This window comes from Motilibacter aurantiacus, assembly GCF_011250645.1.
GTDB lineage: Bacteria > Actinomycetota > Actinomycetes > Motilibacterales > Motilibacteraceae > Motilibacter_A > Motilibacter_A aurantiacus.
The window spans coordinates 182,916-198,250 of sequence record NZ_JAANNO010000006.1 but is presented as its reverse complement, the minus strand read 5'-3'; the positions used below and the strand labels follow the sequence as shown (position 1 = coordinate 198,250).

General features: G+C 75.2%; 17 protein-coding genes. 7 read left to right on the top strand and 10 right to left on the bottom strand.

The genetic code is table 11. The features are described 5' to 3' along the window. Window positions 1-89: 89 nt before the first annotated feature. A complete protein-coding gene (locus G9H72_RS12835; protein ID WP_166171607.1) occupies window positions 90-1,409 on the bottom strand; it encodes an ABC transporter substrate-binding protein in 1,320 nt (439 codons plus the stop codon). A gap of 705 nt (window positions 1,410-2,114) precedes the next feature. Here G9H72_RS12835 and dxs point away from each other — a divergent pair. Continuing rightward, entirely contained in the window at window positions 2,115-4,028 is a 1,914-nt protein-coding gene (gene dxs / locus G9H72_RS12830) for a 1-deoxy-D-xylulose-5-phosphate synthase (RefSeq protein ID WP_166171605.1), read from the top strand. Between the two features lie 63 nt (window positions 4,029-4,091). On the opposite strand, the gene G9H72_RS12825 is transcribed toward dxs, so the two are convergent. Next, a complete protein-coding gene (locus tag G9H72_RS12825) occupies window positions 4,092-4,958 on the bottom strand; it encodes a hypothetical protein (RefSeq protein ID WP_166171603.1) in 867 nt (288 codons plus the stop codon). An 84-nt stretch (window positions 4,959-5,042) separates the two neighbouring features. On the opposite strand from G9H72_RS12825, the gene G9H72_RS12820 reads away from it, so the two are divergent. Continuing rightward, a complete protein-coding gene (locus G9H72_RS12820; RefSeq protein WP_166171601.1) occupies window positions 5,043-5,918 on the top strand; it encodes a DNA adenine methylase in 876 nt (291 codons plus the stop codon). Window positions 5,919-5,924: 6 nt separating this feature from the next. On the opposite strand, the gene G9H72_RS12815 is transcribed toward G9H72_RS12820, so the two are convergent. Both G9H72_RS12815 and G9H72_RS12810 read right to left on the bottom strand, forming a co-directional pair. Beyond that, window positions 5,925-6,158, bottom strand: a complete 234-nt coding sequence (locus G9H72_RS12815) for a helix-turn-helix domain-containing protein (protein ID WP_166171599.1) — start codon at window positions 6,156-6,158, stop codon at window positions 5,925-5,927. Between the two features lie 96 nt (window positions 6,159-6,254). Next, complete coding sequence (locus tag G9H72_RS12810; protein ID WP_166171597.1) at window positions 6,255-7,163, bottom strand: HDOD domain-containing protein; 909 nt, start codon at window positions 7,161-7,163, stop codon at window positions 6,255-6,257. A gap of 184 nt (window positions 7,164-7,347) precedes the next feature. On the opposite strand from G9H72_RS12810, the gene G9H72_RS12805 reads away from it, so the two are divergent. Next, window positions 7,348-7,560 carry a hypervirulence associated TUDOR domain-containing protein gene (locus G9H72_RS12805; RefSeq protein WP_166171595.1) on the top strand — a complete coding sequence of 71 codons (213 nt, stop codon included), beginning with the start codon at window positions 7,348-7,350 and terminating at the stop codon, window positions 7,558-7,560. Between the two features lie 27 nt (window positions 7,561-7,587). Here the strand turns inward: G9H72_RS12805 and G9H72_RS12800 are convergent, their stop codons facing one another. The 4 genes from G9H72_RS12800 to G9H72_RS12785 all read right to left on the bottom strand — a co-directional run bounded on the left by G9H72_RS12800 (window position 7,588) and on the right by G9H72_RS12785 (window position 10,744). Beyond that, window positions 7,588-8,859: a ribonuclease D gene (locus G9H72_RS12800; RefSeq protein ID WP_166171593.1), complete on the bottom strand. Its 1,272-nt coding sequence runs from the start codon at window positions 8,857-8,859 to the stop codon at window positions 7,588-7,590. A gap of 136 nt (window positions 8,860-8,995) precedes the next feature. Next, window positions 8,996-9,655: a response regulator transcription factor gene (locus tag G9H72_RS12795; RefSeq protein WP_166171591.1), complete on the bottom strand. Its 660-nt coding sequence runs from the start codon at window positions 9,653-9,655 to the stop codon at window positions 8,996-8,998. A 130-nt stretch (window positions 9,656-9,785) separates the two neighbouring features. Further along, window positions 9,786-10,364, bottom strand: coding sequence for a DUF3000 domain-containing protein (locus tag G9H72_RS12790; RefSeq protein WP_407939590.1), 579 nt, complete (start codon window positions 10,362-10,364; stop codon window positions 9,786-9,788). A 74-nt stretch (window positions 10,365-10,438) separates the two neighbouring features. Next, the gene (locus tag G9H72_RS12785) at window positions 10,439-10,744 is read right to left on the bottom strand and encodes a hypothetical protein (protein ID WP_166171252.1); all 306 of its coding nucleotides are present in this window, start codon (window positions 10,742-10,744) and stop codon (window positions 10,439-10,441) included. A gap of 198 nt (window positions 10,745-10,942) precedes the next feature. On the opposite strand from G9H72_RS12785, the gene hemE reads away from it, so the two are divergent. From hemE to G9H72_RS12765, 4 genes are all read left to right on the top strand, one after another. After that, complete coding sequence (gene hemE / locus G9H72_RS12780) at window positions 10,943-12,013, top strand: uroporphyrinogen decarboxylase (RefSeq protein ID WP_331272258.1); 1,071 nt, start codon at window positions 10,943-10,945, stop codon at window positions 12,011-12,013. Between the two features lie 165 nt (window positions 12,014-12,178). After that, window positions 12,179-12,583 carry a hypothetical protein gene (locus tag G9H72_RS12775; protein ID WP_166171587.1) on the top strand — a complete coding sequence of 135 codons (405 nt, stop codon included), beginning with the start codon at window positions 12,179-12,181 and terminating at the stop codon, window positions 12,581-12,583. Then, on the top strand, window positions 12,580-12,936 hold the full coding sequence (locus tag G9H72_RS12770; protein WP_166171585.1) for a hypothetical protein: 357 nt from the start codon (window positions 12,580-12,582) through the stop codon (window positions 12,934-12,936). The genes G9H72_RS12775 and G9H72_RS12770 overlap by 4 nt, the downstream gene beginning before the upstream one ends. 5 nt (window positions 12,937-12,941) lie before the next feature. Next, window positions 12,942-13,565: a PRC-barrel domain-containing protein gene (locus G9H72_RS12765; RefSeq protein ID WP_166171583.1), complete on the top strand. Its 624-nt coding sequence runs from the start codon at window positions 12,942-12,944 to the stop codon at window positions 13,563-13,565. Between the two features lie 19 nt (window positions 13,566-13,584). Here G9H72_RS12765 and G9H72_RS12760 read toward each other — a convergent pair whose 3' ends face one another. Beyond that, a complete protein-coding gene (locus G9H72_RS12760) occupies window positions 13,585-14,280 on the bottom strand; it encodes a spermine/spermidine synthase domain-containing protein (protein ID WP_331272257.1) in 696 nt (231 codons plus the stop codon). Continuing rightward, on the bottom strand, window positions 14,277-15,161 hold the full coding sequence (locus tag G9H72_RS12755) for a DUF4349 domain-containing protein (protein WP_166171581.1): 885 nt from the start codon (window positions 15,159-15,161) through the stop codon (window positions 14,277-14,279). The genes G9H72_RS12760 and G9H72_RS12755 overlap by 4 nt, the downstream gene beginning before the upstream one ends. Window positions 15,162-15,335 lie beyond the last annotated feature (174 nt).

Here is a 15,335-nt window from a genome sequence, read left to right as displayed (position 1 = left end):
GGCCGCCCGTCACCCTTCCGCGCCGAGGCGGGGCCAGCCGTTGGCTGACCCCGCCCTGGCGTGGTCCGGTCGGAGCTGCCGGGGGACGATCAGCTCTGCAGGTTGTTCGACGCTGCCTGCACGAGGCCGCTCTGCAGCTCGGAGACCGCACCGGAGTCGAAGCTCGACGTGCCGAACTTGCCGACGGCCGAGGTGATGTCGTTCAGCCACGCGATCGAGGCCGCGGCGCCGTGGGCGAGCGACGGGACGATCGTGTCGGAGCTGAAGTCCTTGATGGCCGACTGCTGGTAGGCCGGGTAGTCCGCGGCGTCCGCGTCCGTGCGCGCCGGGATCGAGCCCTTGACCGTGTTGAAGGACTGCTGGCCCTCGGCGCTGCCGACGACGCGCAGCCAGTCCTTAGCGCCCTCGGGGTTCTTGGCGCCGACCGGCAGCGTGAACGAGTCGGAGAGGAAGTCGAAGATGCCCTGCGAGCCGGGGACGGGCATGTAGACGTAGTCCTTGCCCTCCTCGAGCTTCTCGCCCTGCCAGTTGGCGGCGACCCAGTCACCCATGACGTTGTAGCCGGCCTTGCCGTCGCGGACCATGTTCGCCGCGTCCGGCCAGTCGAGGCTGGACCGGTTGCTGTTGGTGTAGCTCATGAGCTTGGCGTAGTCGTTCAGTGCCGCGGTGACCTCGGGGGAGTCCCACTTGGTGTCGCCGGTCCACAGGCCGGCGTAGCCCTCGGCCTTGAGGTCGGCGATCAGGACCGTCTCGAGCAGCTGGACCTGCGTCCAGTCGGTCGCGATCGAGAGCGGGTTCTCGACGCCGCTGGCCTTCACCTTGTCCAGGTCGGTGATCCAGTCGGCGATGGACTCCGGCGCGGCGGTCGGGTCGACGCCGGCTTTCTCCAGCACGGTCGGGTTCGCCCACACGACGTTCGCCCGGTGGACGTTCGCGGGCACCGAGTAGAGCTTGCCGTCGTACGTGATCGCGTCGATCAGCGTCTTCGGGAAGATGTCGGACCAGCCCTCGGACTGGTACAGGTCGGAGAGGTCCTCGAGCTGGCCGGCCTTGATGTAGTCCGAGAGCTCACCGCCCGCGTGGCCCTGGAACGTGTCCGGCGGGTCCTGGGTCTGCAGGCGCGAGGCGAGCACGGCCTTGGCGTTGCTGCCCGCGCCCCCGGCGACGGCGCCGTTGACGAACTTGAGGTTCGGGTACTTCTCGCCGAAGACCTTGACCAGGCCGTCGAGCCCCGCCTTCTCGCCGCCCTCGGTCCACCAGGTGAAGACCTCGACCTCGCCGGAGGCCTCGGTGCCGCTGCCCGAGTTGCTACCGGTGTCGCCGGCCGAGGTGTCCGAGCCGTCTCCGCCGCATCCGGCCAGGGCGAGCCCCAGCGCAGCGATGCCGGCAACGAGCGAGAGTCGTCGCATGCCGCTTTGCCTCCGTGATGTTCCGAGACCTGGGGGCGACCGCCGCCAGGGGAGGTAGCACACGCCAGCGGGGCGCGGCCACCGGAAGTTCAGTGTTGCGCGTTAGTTAAGAGCCTGGTCCAGTTGACGGTCAATCGAACACCCTCGACCGCAACTCAACCGTGATCCACCTTCGTGAACGAAGCGTTCTGCTTTCGGGCAAGCAAGACAACGTTGTCAGTTCGGCCGTGTTGTCACTGCTTCCGAAACAGAGAGTGCTCCTGTCGGGCGGCTCCGCGCAAGCGGCACGTCCCGGCCCGGCCCGGGCGACCGAAGCTGCCCCCGGGCGCCCTGAGGGCGGCGTCGGGCGGCGTCGGGCGGCATCGGGCGGCATCGGGCGGCATCGGGCGGCATCGGGCGACTCCGGGCGACTCCGGGCGACTCCGGGCGACTCCGGGCGACTCCGGGCGACTCCGGGCGACTCCGGGCGACTCCGGGCGACTCCGGGCGACTCCGGGCGACTCCGGGCGACTCCGGGCGGGCCCGGTGCGCGGGGGGCGGCCCGCGCCTGCCCGGCACGCCACCCGGGGCTTCCGCCGCGCAAACCATGCCGCACGGGGTGCCGCCGCGTACCATCAACCCTGCCGAAGACGAGGCGGTCGAACCGGGGGCACGGGCCCCTGCGGGGGCGTAGTCGGGCTACGAGCCCGGGAAGCGGGGACGTGCGTGGGTCTGCTCGACTCGATCCGCGGGCCGCGTGACCTCCGGTCGCTCGACCGGGCCCAGCTCGACGAGCTGGCGACGGAGATCCGGGCCTTCCTCATCTCCTCGGTCTCCCGGACCGGCGGCCACCTCGGCCCCAACCTCGGCGTCGTCGAGCTGACCATCGCGCTGCACCGCGTGTTCGAGTCCCCGCGCGAGCCGATCGTGTTCGACACCGGCCACCAGTCCTACGTTCACAAGCTGCTGACCGGCCGCCGCGACGGCTTCGCCACCTTGCGCCAGAAGGGCGGCCTGTCCGGCTACCCCTGCCGGGACGAGTCGCCCCACGACCTGGTGGAGAACAGCCACGCCTCGACCGCGCTGTCCTACGCCGACGGCCTGGCCAAGGCGTACGAGCTGCAGGGACGCTCGGACCGCACCGTGGTCGCGGTCATCGGCGACGGCGCGCTGACCGGCGGCATGTCCTGGGAGGCGCTCAACAACATCGCCGCGAGCGACCGCCCCGTCGTCGTCGTGGTCAACGACAACGAGCGGTCGTACGCCCCGACGATCGGCGGCCTCGCCCGTCACCTGGCGACGCTGCGGGCGACCCGCGGCTACGAGCGCTTCCTCGAGTGGGGCAAGCACGTCCTCGGCCGCACCCCAGTCGTGGGCGCGCCGATCTACGACACGCTGCACGGGGTCAAGAAGGGGCTCAAGGACATCGTCGCCCCGCAGGGGATGTTCGAGGACCTCGGCCTCAAGTACATCGGCCCGGTCGACGGGCACGACGTGGAGGAGGTCGAGCGCGCCCTGCGCCTGGCCCGCAGCTTCGGCGGGCCGGTCATCGTGCACGCGCTGACCCAGAAGGGGCGGGGCTACGCGCCCGCCGAGGCCTTCGAGGCCGACCTGTTCCACGCGGTCGGCGTCATCGACCCGGAGACCGGCGAGCCGCTCGCCGCGTCCGGCACGTCGTGGACCAGCGTGTTCGCCGACGAGATGGTCGCCGTCGGGGCCGAGCGCACCGACGTCGTCGGCATCACCGCCGCGATGTGCATCCCCGTCGGGCTCGACTCCTTCGCCCGGGCCTACCCCGGCCGGGTCTTCGACGTGGGCATCGCCGAGCAGCACGCTGTCACCAGCGCGGCCGGCATGGCCACTGCCGGCCTGCACCCGGTCGTCGCCGTCTACGCGACCTTCCTCAACCGCGCGTTCGACCAGGTGCTCATGGACGTGGCCCTGCACAAGTGCGGGGTCACCTTCGTCCTCGACCGGGCCGGCATCACCGGCGACGACGGCCCGAGCCACAACGGCATGTGGGACCTGTCGATGCTTCAGGTCGTCCCCAACCTGCGGCTGGCCGCGCCGCGGGACGCCTCCACCCTGCGCGCCGAGCTGCGTGAGGCGCTCGACGTGGACGACGCACCGACCGTGGTCCGGTTCCCCAAGGGCAAGATCCCGGCCGACATCCCGGCGACCGGGCGCGTCGGCAGCGGCGACGTGCTGCGCCGCGAGGGCGACGAGGACGTGCTGCTGGTGTCGGTCGGTGCCATGGCCGAGCTCTGCCTCGAGGTCGCCGGCCGGCTCGTCGCCCAGGGCGTCGGGGTGACGGTCGTGGACCCGCGCTGGGTCAAGCCGGTCGACCCCGAGCTCGTCGCGCTCGCGGGCCGCCACCGGCTGCTCGTCAGCGTGGAGGACGGCGTACGCACCGGCGGGGTCGGTTCCCGGCTCGCCCAGGCGCTGCGCGATGCCGGCATCCCCACGCCCGTGCGCGACTTCGGCGTCCCGGAGCGCTTCCTCGACCACGCCAAGCGGGCCGAGGTGCAGGCGGAGATCGGGCTCACGGCCCAGGAGGTGAGCCGCCAGGTGATCGAGGCGGTCGCCGGGCTGCCGGAGGCCTACTCGCCGGAGGCCGGCGCCTCCGCCGGCCGGGGCTGACCGGGCCGTCCTGGTCGCGCGCCGCGTCAGGCCGAGCGAGGGCTCGGCCGGACGCGCACCCTGTCAGTCGGTCGGACGCTCGGCCCGCACCCGCTGGGGGCGCGGGCTGATGCCGTCGAGCGCGAGGCGCTCCGGGCGCCCACCTGCCCGCACGAGCACCAGCTCGTCCGCGGTGACGAGCAGCGGGCGGGGGAAGGCACGGTCGTCCTCCTCGACCAAGGCCGCGACGGACCCGACGAAGGCCGGGTCCAGGTGCGACGGGTCGACCCAGCCGCGCCGGCGCATGGGGACGACGACCGCCCGCATGCCGGTGGGGCACCCGGCGGCCAGCGCGCTGCGGAACGACCGGCTCGACAGCAGCGTCACCACGTCGGCGTGGCCCACGGGGACGAGGACGCGCGGCTCGCGCAGCAGGCGCTCGCCGGCGAGCTCACCCATGGCCTCGGCGTGGACGAGCGCGTCGGCCCATACCGCGTCGACGTCGCCGCCGCGCCCAGAGGCCGCCAGCGCGACGGGGGACAGCGGCACCACCTCCGGCCCGGGCAGCAGCCCGAGGAGCCCGGGCCCGACCTCCGTCGCTCCGCCGAGCACCCGGGTGCGCGCCCAGCCCGGCCCGGGAGCGGCGGCCGAGCCGGTCGGTAGGGCCAGTGCTCGTACGCGGTCGGGGGCGCCCGGCTCGTCGAGGGCGCGGCGCAGCTGCAGGTGGCGGCGGAGCCGGCGCCGAGCGGGCGAGGACGTGTCGTCCAGGTCGAGCACGTCGGGCAGGCCGTCCGCGCCCAGCGCAGCGGCGGCCTCGTCCCACGAGACCTCCAGCGGGCGCCCGTCGCGCAGCACCAGGCCGGCGCCGAAGGGCTCGAGCTCGACGCCGTCGAGCACGCTCACGGCCAGCGCCAGCTGCCGGAGCGCCTCCGTACCGGGCAGCCGCTGCACGCGGACGAGGCTAGCCCGCCCCGCCCCGAACGGCCGCGGTCCGTCCAGGGGACCCCTCGCACGGGTGAACTAGCCTCCTCACCGATGGCCGGCACCGAGGACCCCGGGGCTCCGGTGCGCCCGTTGCGCGCCCAGCTGCTCAAATGGGTGGGCAACAAGCAGCGGTTCGCGCACGAGATCGCGGCCCAGCTGCCGGCGCTGGGGGACGGGACGTACTTCGAGCCCTTCCTGGGCAGCGGGGCCGTCCTCGCGACGCTCGCCCCGCCGCGCGCCGTGGCCTCGGACGCCTTCGGCCCGCTCGTCGGCATCTGGCAAGCGCTCGCCGCCGACCCCGAGGCCCTCAAGGGCTGGTACGCCGACCGCTGGCAGCGCTGCACCGAGGCGCCGGACCGGGTGACCGCGTACGAGGAGATCAAGGCGGCGTACAACGCCGCACCGAACCCGGCCGACCTGCTGTTCCTGTCGCGCTCCTGCTACGGCGGCGTCGTCCGGTTCCGCAAGGCCGACGGCCACATGTCCACCCCCTGCGGCGTGCACCGGCCGATCCCGCCGGCGGCGTTCGCCGCGCGCGTCGACCTGTGGCGGGAACGGACGGCGGGGGCGGCCTTCGAGCACCTGGACTACCGCGCGGCGCTGGCGCTCGCCGGGGCCGGCGACGTCGTCTACTGCGACCCGCCCTACACGCACACCCAGGCGATCCTCTACGGCGCACAGGCCTTCCGGCTCGAGGAGCTCTTCGCCGAGGTGGCGGCGGCCAAGCGGCGCGGTGCCCGCGTGGCGCTGAGCATCGACGGCAGCAAGAAGTCGGGGGACGTGCTCTGCGACGTGCCCGTGCCCCCGGGGCTGTTCGAGCGCGAGGTGCTGGTGAACGTCGGCCGCTCGATGCTCCGCCGGTTCCAGATGCCGGGGCAGGACCTGCGGGGCGAAGGGGTCGTCGACCGCCTGCTGCTGACCTATTGACCCGGCTCAGCCGGTCGGCTGCCCGCTCGCGGGCCGCCTGCCCCTCGTGGAGCCGCCCCGGCTGCGCAGCGGGATCCCGCTCTCGACCAGCAGGTTGCGGCTGAGCCCGATGCTGAGCGAGTGCTGGACGGCCAGGTCGCGGATGCTCTTGCCCGCGCGGTACTCCTCCACGAGCACGCCGATGAGCTCCTTGCGCTCGTCGCCGCTGAGCCGCTGGCCCTTCCGTCGCTGCTGCTCCATCGCAACTCCTTCCGCCCCCGCGCCGCCTTCCGCCGGTGCTTACCCCTTGATCACGGCACTACGCGTGCGGTCACCAGCACGGTGCCGGAGCGGGTGTCAGGCGGTCACCGCCTCCTCCAGGTCGGCGGCGGCCTGGGCGAGGCGGGGCAGCAGGGGCGCGATGTCCTCGTCGTCGATGCGCCCGCGCGACAGCCGCTCCAGCGGGGTGGCCTCGTGCTCGGGGTTGGTGAGCCGCTCGCCGATCTCCAGCGCGAGACGCACGCAGACCGCCGCCGGCGCGGCGGGGCCGGCGGCCGCGTCGTCGACCGCCCGGAGGACCTGCGGCATCTCGACGGGGAACGACCAGGCGGCGAGAGCCGCCGACGACACCTGCGTGTGCCCCATGCCGTAGCGGGCCTGCTCGGCCTGCAGGAGCGCGGCCCGTCCGGACGCCGCGGCGAGCAGCCCGGCGTACTCCGGGTCGTGCTGGTTCAGCAGCGCCTGGCCCACGAGAGCGAGCAGCCCCAGGCAGAAGGTGTCCGGGGACGGGAGGCCGAAGCGACGGGCCAGCTCGCCGGCCGTGACGGCGGTCGCGGTCGAGCGCTGCCAGAAGCCCGGGGGGAGCGTCTCCACGTCGTCGAGCCCGGCCGCGGCGACGACGGCGAGGCTGCGCACGGTGGAGAACCCGACGGCGGTGACCGCGAAGGGAACCGTCCGGACCCGGCCGGAGAGGCCGTAGTACGCCGAGTTGGCCAGCCGCATGAGCCGTGCGGTCAGGGGCGCGTCGGCGCCGAGGACCCCGGCCAGACCAGCGGCGGAGACGTTCGGGTCGTCGGTCAGCGCGATGACGTGCGCCGCGACCGGCCGGCGGGCCGGGATCGCGTCCAGGCCCAGCAACAGGGTGGTGAGGGACACGCGCTCGGCGCCGGCCGCCCCCCGCGCGCCGTCGTCGGCGGCGCGGTGCAGGCCCGGCCGGCGCGACCCGGCGCTGCCGCTCCTGCCCCAGGCCCGGTAGACGGTGCTCATCGGTGGTTCCTCCCTGCGCGTCGCAGTCATGGTCGCCGGTGAGGGCGCCGATAGCGAGGGCCGCGGACGAGGTCCACTCCGCCGGCCCAGACCGTTCGTCCCGGGACGTACGCAGTGACCGGCGCGAATCGGCAGACGCGCCTCGGGTAGGACAGGGCGCACGAACCGCAGAGGGAGGACGACCGTGGCCGAGGACCTGCACAAGGGCGACAAGGTGACGTGGAAGTCCCACGGCGGCGAGGCCGTCGGGACCGTGGAGAAGAAGATCACCGAGGACACGCACGCCGCGGGCCGGACGGTGCGCGCCAGCAAGGAGGACTCGCAGTACCTCGTCCGTTCGGAGAAGAGCGGGGGCGAGGCGGTGCACAAGCCCGGGGCGCTCACGAAGGACGACTGAGCGCTCCGGGCGGGCGCGAGCGCTCGGTCAGGCGCCGCCCGGCTCGGCTGCCGCGGGGGCCTCCCGCCCGGCGCGCTCCAACGCTCCCGCCAGCGGCCCCGCGGTGAGCCGCACCTGCCACTCACGGGCGTTGTGCCGGCGCAGGAACTCGGCGACGGTGGCGACGTCGGCCACCGGGGGCGGCGACCAGGCGAGCCGTCGGACGGTGTCCGGGGTGAGCAGGTTCTCCACCGGCAGCTCGTGCTCGTCGGCCAGCGCGCCGACGGCCGCCCTGGCTGCGGCCAGCCGCGCTGCCGCGGCCGGGTCGCGGTCGGGCCACGACCGGGCGGGCGGCGGGCTGTCGTGGGGTGGGGAGACCTCCGGCAGCGCCGAGTCCGGGGTGTCCAGGCCGCGGCGGATCGCGTCCACCCACAGCGCCGCCCGGCGCCGCGTGGCCCGGCCGTTGAACACCGGAAGCGCCAGCAGGTCGGCGACGCTGCGCGGCGAGGCCAGGGCCGCCTCGACGATGGCCCCGTCGGGCAGGACGCGCCCGGGCGCCGTGTCCCGGTCACGGGCGACGGTGTCGCGGGCCTGCCAGAGCTCGCGGACGACGGCGAGCTGGCGCCGCTTGCGGACCCGGTGCATCCCCGAGGTACGCCGCCACGGGTCGACCCGCGGCGCGGGAGGGGGCGCCGCGGCCAGGGCCGCGAACTCCTCGTACGCCCACTCGAGCTTGCCGGCCTGCCGAAGGCGCTCCTCGAGCACGTCGCGCAGCTCGACCAGGACCTCGACGTCCAGCGCGGCGTAGCGCAGCCACGGCTCGGGCAGCGGGCGCGTCGACCAGTCGGCCGCGGCGTGGCCCTTCTCCAGGGTGTAGCCCAGCACGTCGAGCACCATCGCGCCGAGGCCGACGCGCGGCATCCCGAGAAGTCGCCCGGCCAGCTCGGTGTCGAAGAGGCGGGAGGGGCGCATCCCCACCTCCGCCAGGCAGGGCAGGTCCTGGCTCGCCGCGTGCAGCACCCACTCGGTGTCCGCGAGAGCCGCCCCCAGCGAGCTGAGGTCGGGCAGGGCCACGGGGTCGACCAGCGCGGTGCCGGCCCCGGCGCGGCGCAGCTGCACGAGGTACGCCCGGGCCGAGTAGCGGTAGCCGGAGGCCCGCTCGGCGTCGATGGCGACCGGGCCGCTGCCCGCGGCGAAGGCCGCCACGGCCTCCTCGAGCTGGGAGCCGGCCTCGAGCGGCGCGGGCACGCCGTCGCGCGGCTCGAGGAACGGGGCGGCCTCCTCCTCGCTGCTCGGACCCGTCTCGGCACGTGAAGTCATGGACCGAACCGTACGACTTGGCGAGCGCAGGCCGTGGCACGCCGCTCCGGCAGCGACGTACGCGCAGCGGCCCGCCGGCCCCTTCCACCGGTCGCGGAGGAGGGGCGGGCGGGCCGTCGCGTTGCCGCGAGCGGGCTCAGTCGATCGCCCCGGCGCGCAGCGCCACCATCACCATCTCGGCGCGGTCGCCCGTGCCCAGCTTGCGGGCGATCCGGGCCAGGTGGCTCTTCACGGTGAGCGCGGACAGGCCGAGCGCCTCGCCGACGTCCTTGTTCGACTGGCCGTTCGCGACCAGCGAGAGCACCTCGAGCTCCCGGCTGGACAGCTGCGCGACGGCGCCTCGCGTCGAGGCCGGGCGAGCGTCGACGGGGCGCAGCGGGCCACCGGTCAGCGGCGCGGGCACGGACGGCACCGCCGACACGGGCTCGGCGCCGGAGACGACGAAGCCGCGGGCACCGGACGTGAGCGCGGCGCGGACGGCGTACGGGTCGGCGCTGCCCGACAGGACCACGCCGTGCTGCCAGCCGGCGGTGCGCAGCTCGGCCAGCAGGCCCAGGCCGACACCGTCGGGAAGGGCCGTGGCGACGACCGCGAGGTCGCGGGTGGCGCTGGCGCGCGAGCGGGCGCGCGCCTCGGCCGCGCTGGCGGCCTCGAGCACGTCGCGGGCGCCGAGCGCGCGCAGCGTGCGAGCCACCGACTCGCGGGCGAACGGGTTGCCCACAACGACCAGCGCCGTGAACCGGGCCGGCCGCCCGACCGGCAGTGCGCCGGTTGTGCGGTCGATGAGTGTCGTCATGGTGATCCTCCGTGATCGAATCAGGCCTAGCTCCTGACACCTCCATCGGCGGCCGGAAGGCTTGGCTGAAGCAATCACTGCGGAGTGAGCGGACCCCAAATCGGACAGAAAGCCAGATTTCGGCCGCTGTTCAGCGACGACCACCCAGGAGAGCGACACCTGGTGGCAACGGCGGCAGCCCGGCCGAGCTCGCGCACAGCTGCGCGAAGGCCGAGACGTGCGCGTGCAACGGGTGCTCGCCCCCAGAGGTGACGGCGGGAACGTCGACCGGAGTCCAGGAGGCCCTTAGCTCCAGCTGCGCGGTGGCCCGCTCGGCCATCGCGCCGAACCCCTCCGAGGTCACCCTCGTGACGGTGCCGCTCAGGTGGGACCAGCCGGCGTCGCAGGCCTCGAGAGCTTCCTCGAGCCACGCCCACCCGACGCGCGGCAGCAGCGGGTCGACCGCCATCTCCTGCTCGAGCTCGGCTCGGACGTACGCCACCAGCCGCAGCGTCCCCTGCCAGGCCTCGTGCCCGGCCGGGTCGTGCAGCAGGACGAGCCGGCCGGTCGCCGCCTCCTCGTCGTCCACGACCACGTCGGCGGTGAGCGCCGCGCTGTAGGGCGCGAGCCGCTGCGGCCCGGCCGTCTCCTCGAGCACGACCTCGGACCGGACCCGGACGCCGTGCAGGCCCGCGCGGATCTGCAGCCAGGCGGCCTGCTCGTCGGACATGCCGGCGGCCGCGCCCGGCGGCTGCGGGGGGATACGCGAGCCGGCCATGGCCGCTGCCGGTCGGGAGGCGGTCCTCAGGCGGTGCGGGGCAGCGTCGACCATGGGGAGACCGTCTCGTCGGAGGGCGGAGGCGATGAAGCGCGCGTCCGGAACGGTGTCGCGACCGGCGCCGGGTCGGGCAGCCCCACGACGACCGCCGACCCGCAGTCGATGCAGGCGAGGTCGGGGCAGTCGGCGTGGCCGTCGGCGCACGGCGGGCACTCGAAGGCCCGCTGGTCGCCGCACTCGACGCAGTCGAGCAGCACGAGCGCGCTCGTGCCGGCCGCCGTCGCCGCGCCGGTGACGGCGCGCCGAGCCGCTCCACGTGGTGCACTGGCCATTCCTGCCTCCTCCGGTCGGGCTGCCGACGGCAGCTGTCGTCGGGCCGCACGGTTGCTTCGCCGGACGCCGCTCACGGTCGCACGCACCACCGACAGAACACCGTCAGCCCGCTCACGCGGCGTGTCGCGCCCCGGCGTGTCGCGCCGGCCGCGCTCCGCGGTTCGCAGCACCGCCCGCGCTCTGGGAGCATTGAGCCGGTGAGCAGCTCTGTGGCCGACGCCCCCGCCTCCCCGCCCGGCCCTGCCGCCGAGCCCTCGCCCTTCCTCGCCGCCTGCCACGGGACGCGCGGCGCCTGGACGCCGGTCTGGTTCATGCGCCAGGCCGGGCGCTCGCTGCCGGAGTACCGGCGCATCCGGGAGGGGATCCCGATGCTGGAGAGCTGTGCGCGCCCCGACCTGGTCGTCGAGATCACGATGCAGCCGGTCCGCCGCTACGGGGTCGACGCCGCGATCTTCTACAGCGACATCGTCGTCCCGCTCAAGGCTGTCGGCCTCGACCTCGACATCGTCCAGGGCGTCGGCCCGGTCGTCGCCCGGCCGATCCGCACGGCCGCCGACGTCGAGCGCCTGCGGGCGCTGGAGCCGGACGACGTCGCGTACGTGACCGAGGCCGTGCAGGGCCTGGTCGGCGAGCTCGGGACGACACCGCTCATCGGCTTCGCCGGCGCGCCGTTCACGCTCGCGAGCTATCTGGTGGAGGGCGGCCCGTCCAAGGACCACGCGCGCACCAAGGCGCTCATGCTCGGCGAGCCGGCGGTCTGGGCGGCGCTCATGGGACGGCTCGCCGACATCAGCGCCACCTTCCTGCAGGTGCAGGTCGACGCCGGCGCACGGGCGGTGCAGCTGTTCGACTCCTGGGCCGGCGTGCTGCCGCGCCGCCTCTACGCCGAGCACGTCGCGCCATGGTCCGCGCAGGTGCTCGGGCGCCTGGAGGGCCAGGTCCCGCGCATCCACTTCGGGGTCGGCACCGGCGAGCTGCTCGGGGAGATGGCCGCCGCGGGCGCCGATGTCGTCGGCGTGGACTTCCGGGTCCCGCTCGACGAGGCGGCCCGCCGCGTCGGCGGCGACCGGCCGCTGCAGGGCAACCTCGACTCCGCGGTCGTGCTGGCCCCCTGGCCGGTCGTCGAGCGCGAGGCCCGGCGCGTGCTCGACGAGGCGCGCGGCCTGCCGGGGCACGTGTTCAACCTCGGCCACGGTGTGCTGCCCGCGACGGACCCCGACGTCCTCGCGCGGCTCGTCGAGCTGGTGCACTCCGAGACGGCCCGCTAGCTGTACTCGGCCAGCACCCGCCAAGCACCCGCAAGCACCCGCCAGCACCCGCCAGCACCCGCCAGCACCCGCCAGCTGCTGATCCGGCGGGGTTCCTCCCGGCCGCGCTGGGTAGCGGTCCTGCGAAGGCGCGCCGTCGGGCGCGACCGACGCGAGGAGGAACGGATGAGCAGGCCGGACGAGATCGTCCCCGGCATGACGTTGCGCGAGGTAGACGGCACCGAGGTCGGCCCGGTGCGGCTGGTCTACGCCGATGACGAGACGCGCCGCCCGGAGTGGGCCGTGGTGGACGTGGCGGAGGGGGCGCGGTTCGTGCCGGTCTTCCCCGCCGAGGTCCGCGACGGCGAGGTCCACGTGCCGTTCTCGACCGCCACGATCGCGTCGGCGCCCTACTTCGACCCGGACGCCGGCCACCTTTTCCGGCAGAACGAGGCCGACCTCTACGACCACTACGACCTGCCGTACGACCGCACTGCGATCCTCGCGGTGGGGCAGCCGAACGCCGAGGACTACGCCTCGGGCCAGCCCGAGCCGGGCACGCAGCCGACCGTCCCGGGGGTCACGCTGTGAGCGCCGAGCACGAGAGCGGCGTGGACCCGGCACTGCACGGCGCGGCCTCGCCGCACGCGGCGACGACCATCGGCGGCCAGGGGACCAGGATCAGCGGCGACGAGCCCGCCCTGGGCGGGGAGGCGGCCGAGCCGCGCCCGACCGACGGCTCGCAGCCGGCGTACGAGGGTCATCTGCCCAGCCCCGACGCCCCGACCCCGGCGCAGACCGGCGGGCTGTCCCCGCGCGAGGAGATCCAGCAGGCGGTGGACATCGAGATGGGCGGGGAGCAGTTGGACGACGAGCAGCGGGCCCGGCGGGCCGAGGGCGAGCGGTACGCGGCGGGCAACGCCGCCGGCGAGAGCGGCAGGTGAGCGGGATGGCCGACAGCGAGCTGATCCAGCGGTTGTCCGGTGTCGAGGTGCACGGCAACGACGGCACCCTCGTCGGACGGGTCGCCGAGGTCTACCTCGACGACGAGACCGGGGTGCCGGCGTTCGTCACCGTCAACCGCGGGCAGCTCTCGTCCAAGCAGGCGTTCGTCCCGCTGGCCGGGGCCCGCGAGGACAAGCACGGGCTGGTCGTCCCGTGGCCGGCCGATCAGGTCAAGGGCGCGCCGGACGTCAGCGCGAGCGGCGGGGGCATCACCCCGGGCCAGCGCGACGAGCTGTTGAGCTACTACGACGTGAGCCGGGAGGACCTGGGCCGCGGGCCGCAGCTGCCGCTCAAGGCCGGGGACCTCACCGGCGCGCACGGCGGGGAGGTGACCATCGGCACCGGCCCCGGGGGCACGCGCACCGGCACCGCCGGCTTCAACAGCGCGGCCGGCACCGACTCGCTGCGCGAGCGCGGCACCGACGCGGGCGACTCCTACGACTCGAAGGACTACTTCGTCGTCAGCGACACGGGGGAGCACTTCCCGGTCGACGTGAGCGAGGTGGGCGAGGGCGGGCAGCCGGTCGTCGACCTGTCGAGCCGGGAGCGGCTGCGCGAGCAGCCCTGACCCCCGCCGGGTGCGACGCTCAGGACGCGACCCAGACGACGTCGGGCTCGCCGCGGTCGACCGGCACCTCGTGCCGGTCGACCGTCCCGAAGCCGGCGGCGCGCAGCCTGGCCTCGAACGACGCTGAGGACGCCGCGCTCCACACGGCAAGCACCCCGGCGGGAGCGAGCGCTCGCCGCGCGAGGGCGAGGCCGTGCGGGGACCAGATCGTGCGGTTGGCGGGGCGCACCAGCCAGTCCGGCCCGTTGTCGGTGTCGATGCAGACGACGTCGTAGCCGCCCGCCCGAGCGGCGGCCAGGTGGTCGGCGAGGTCCGCGACGACCACGGCCACGCGGGGGTCGTCCAGCGCGCCGGCGGTCACCGCCCGCAGCGGCCCGGCGTGCCAGTCGACGACCGTGGGCTCGAGCTCGACCACCACGACCGAGGTCACCGTCGGGTGGCCGAGCGCCTCCAGCAGGCTGAACCCGACGCCGAGCCCGCCGACGAGGACCCGCTCGACCGGGGCGGCCGATGCCGCCAGGGCGGCGCGGACCAGCAGCCTCTCGGACCGGCCGTCCCGGGTGTCCATGAGGAACGTGCCGTCGGCCACGATCTCGAGGACGCCGTCGCGCTCCTGCAGCACCAGCTCGCCGCTCACCCCGCGCCGCCGGTCGAGCACCGTGGCGGCGCCCCCGCCCCGGCGCACGGGCGCGGAGCCGAGGCCGTCGTCGCTCACTCGGGCACGGTAGCCGCCGGCTCGCCCCGCCCGCTCGTGCGCTGCAGGGCCCGGCGGACGTACCACGCGATGGCGGCGAGCAGGGCGGCCACCGGCACGAACGGCAGCACCGCACCGAGGCCGGTGAGGACCACGACCGCGCTGGCCGTCAGCGCCTTCCACCCGCCCGACAGGCCCGCGCCGAACCCCTCCTCGTCCTCGGCCGCCGCGGCCGCCCGGCCCAGGAAGGTGACCGTCACGGTGGAGTACGCCGTGCTGTCGCGCAGCGCGGCCTGCCGTGCCTCCAGCGACTCGAGCTCGGCGGTCCGGGTGGCCAGCTCGCGCTCGAGCGAGACGACGTCGCGCACCGACGTCGCGCGCTCGTAGAACCCGCGGACCCGCTCGACGCTCTCGCGGGCGTTGGCCAGCCGGGCGTCGACGTCGGCGACCTGCTGGGTGACGTCGGAGACGGTTCGGCCGCTGGCGAGCACGTCGCCGTACGCCTCCACCCCGCGCACGACGGCGTCGACCTGCTCGGGGGGTACCCGCAGCGTGACGACCGCCCGGGCACGCCCCGGCTCGTCGGGGTCACCCGAGCCGTCCTCCCCGTCGAGCCGGCCGCCGTTCTGCCGGGCGAGCTCGGCGGCCCGCCGGGCAGCGCCGGCCACGTCGTCGACGCGGACCGTGCGCGTGACGGTCACGAGAAGCGCGCGGTCGCTCAGCGCAGTCGGTGCGGCGGGAGCGGCAGGCACGGCGCCCGCTCCCGTCGAGCCGCCGCTCCGGGCCGCCGTCTCCGCGGCGTCCCGGCCCGCCGCCGGGGCCGCGGCCGGCGCGGCGACGCTCGCCGTCGCGCTGTCGTTCCCGCTGTCGTCGCTGGAGCACGCCGCCAGCGCGACCGTCACGACGGCCAGCATCGCGAGCGCCGTCCCTGTCCGCCGACGTGCCCTCGGTCCCGTCCTGCCACCGGCCATCGCCGCCCCCTCGCGTCCGGCGCCGCTTCCTGCGGCGCTCGTCCCTGGGACGCGGCAGCGGGCCGGCCGGTTGCGCCCCCACGTCTCGGTTCGGTTGCGGCTTGC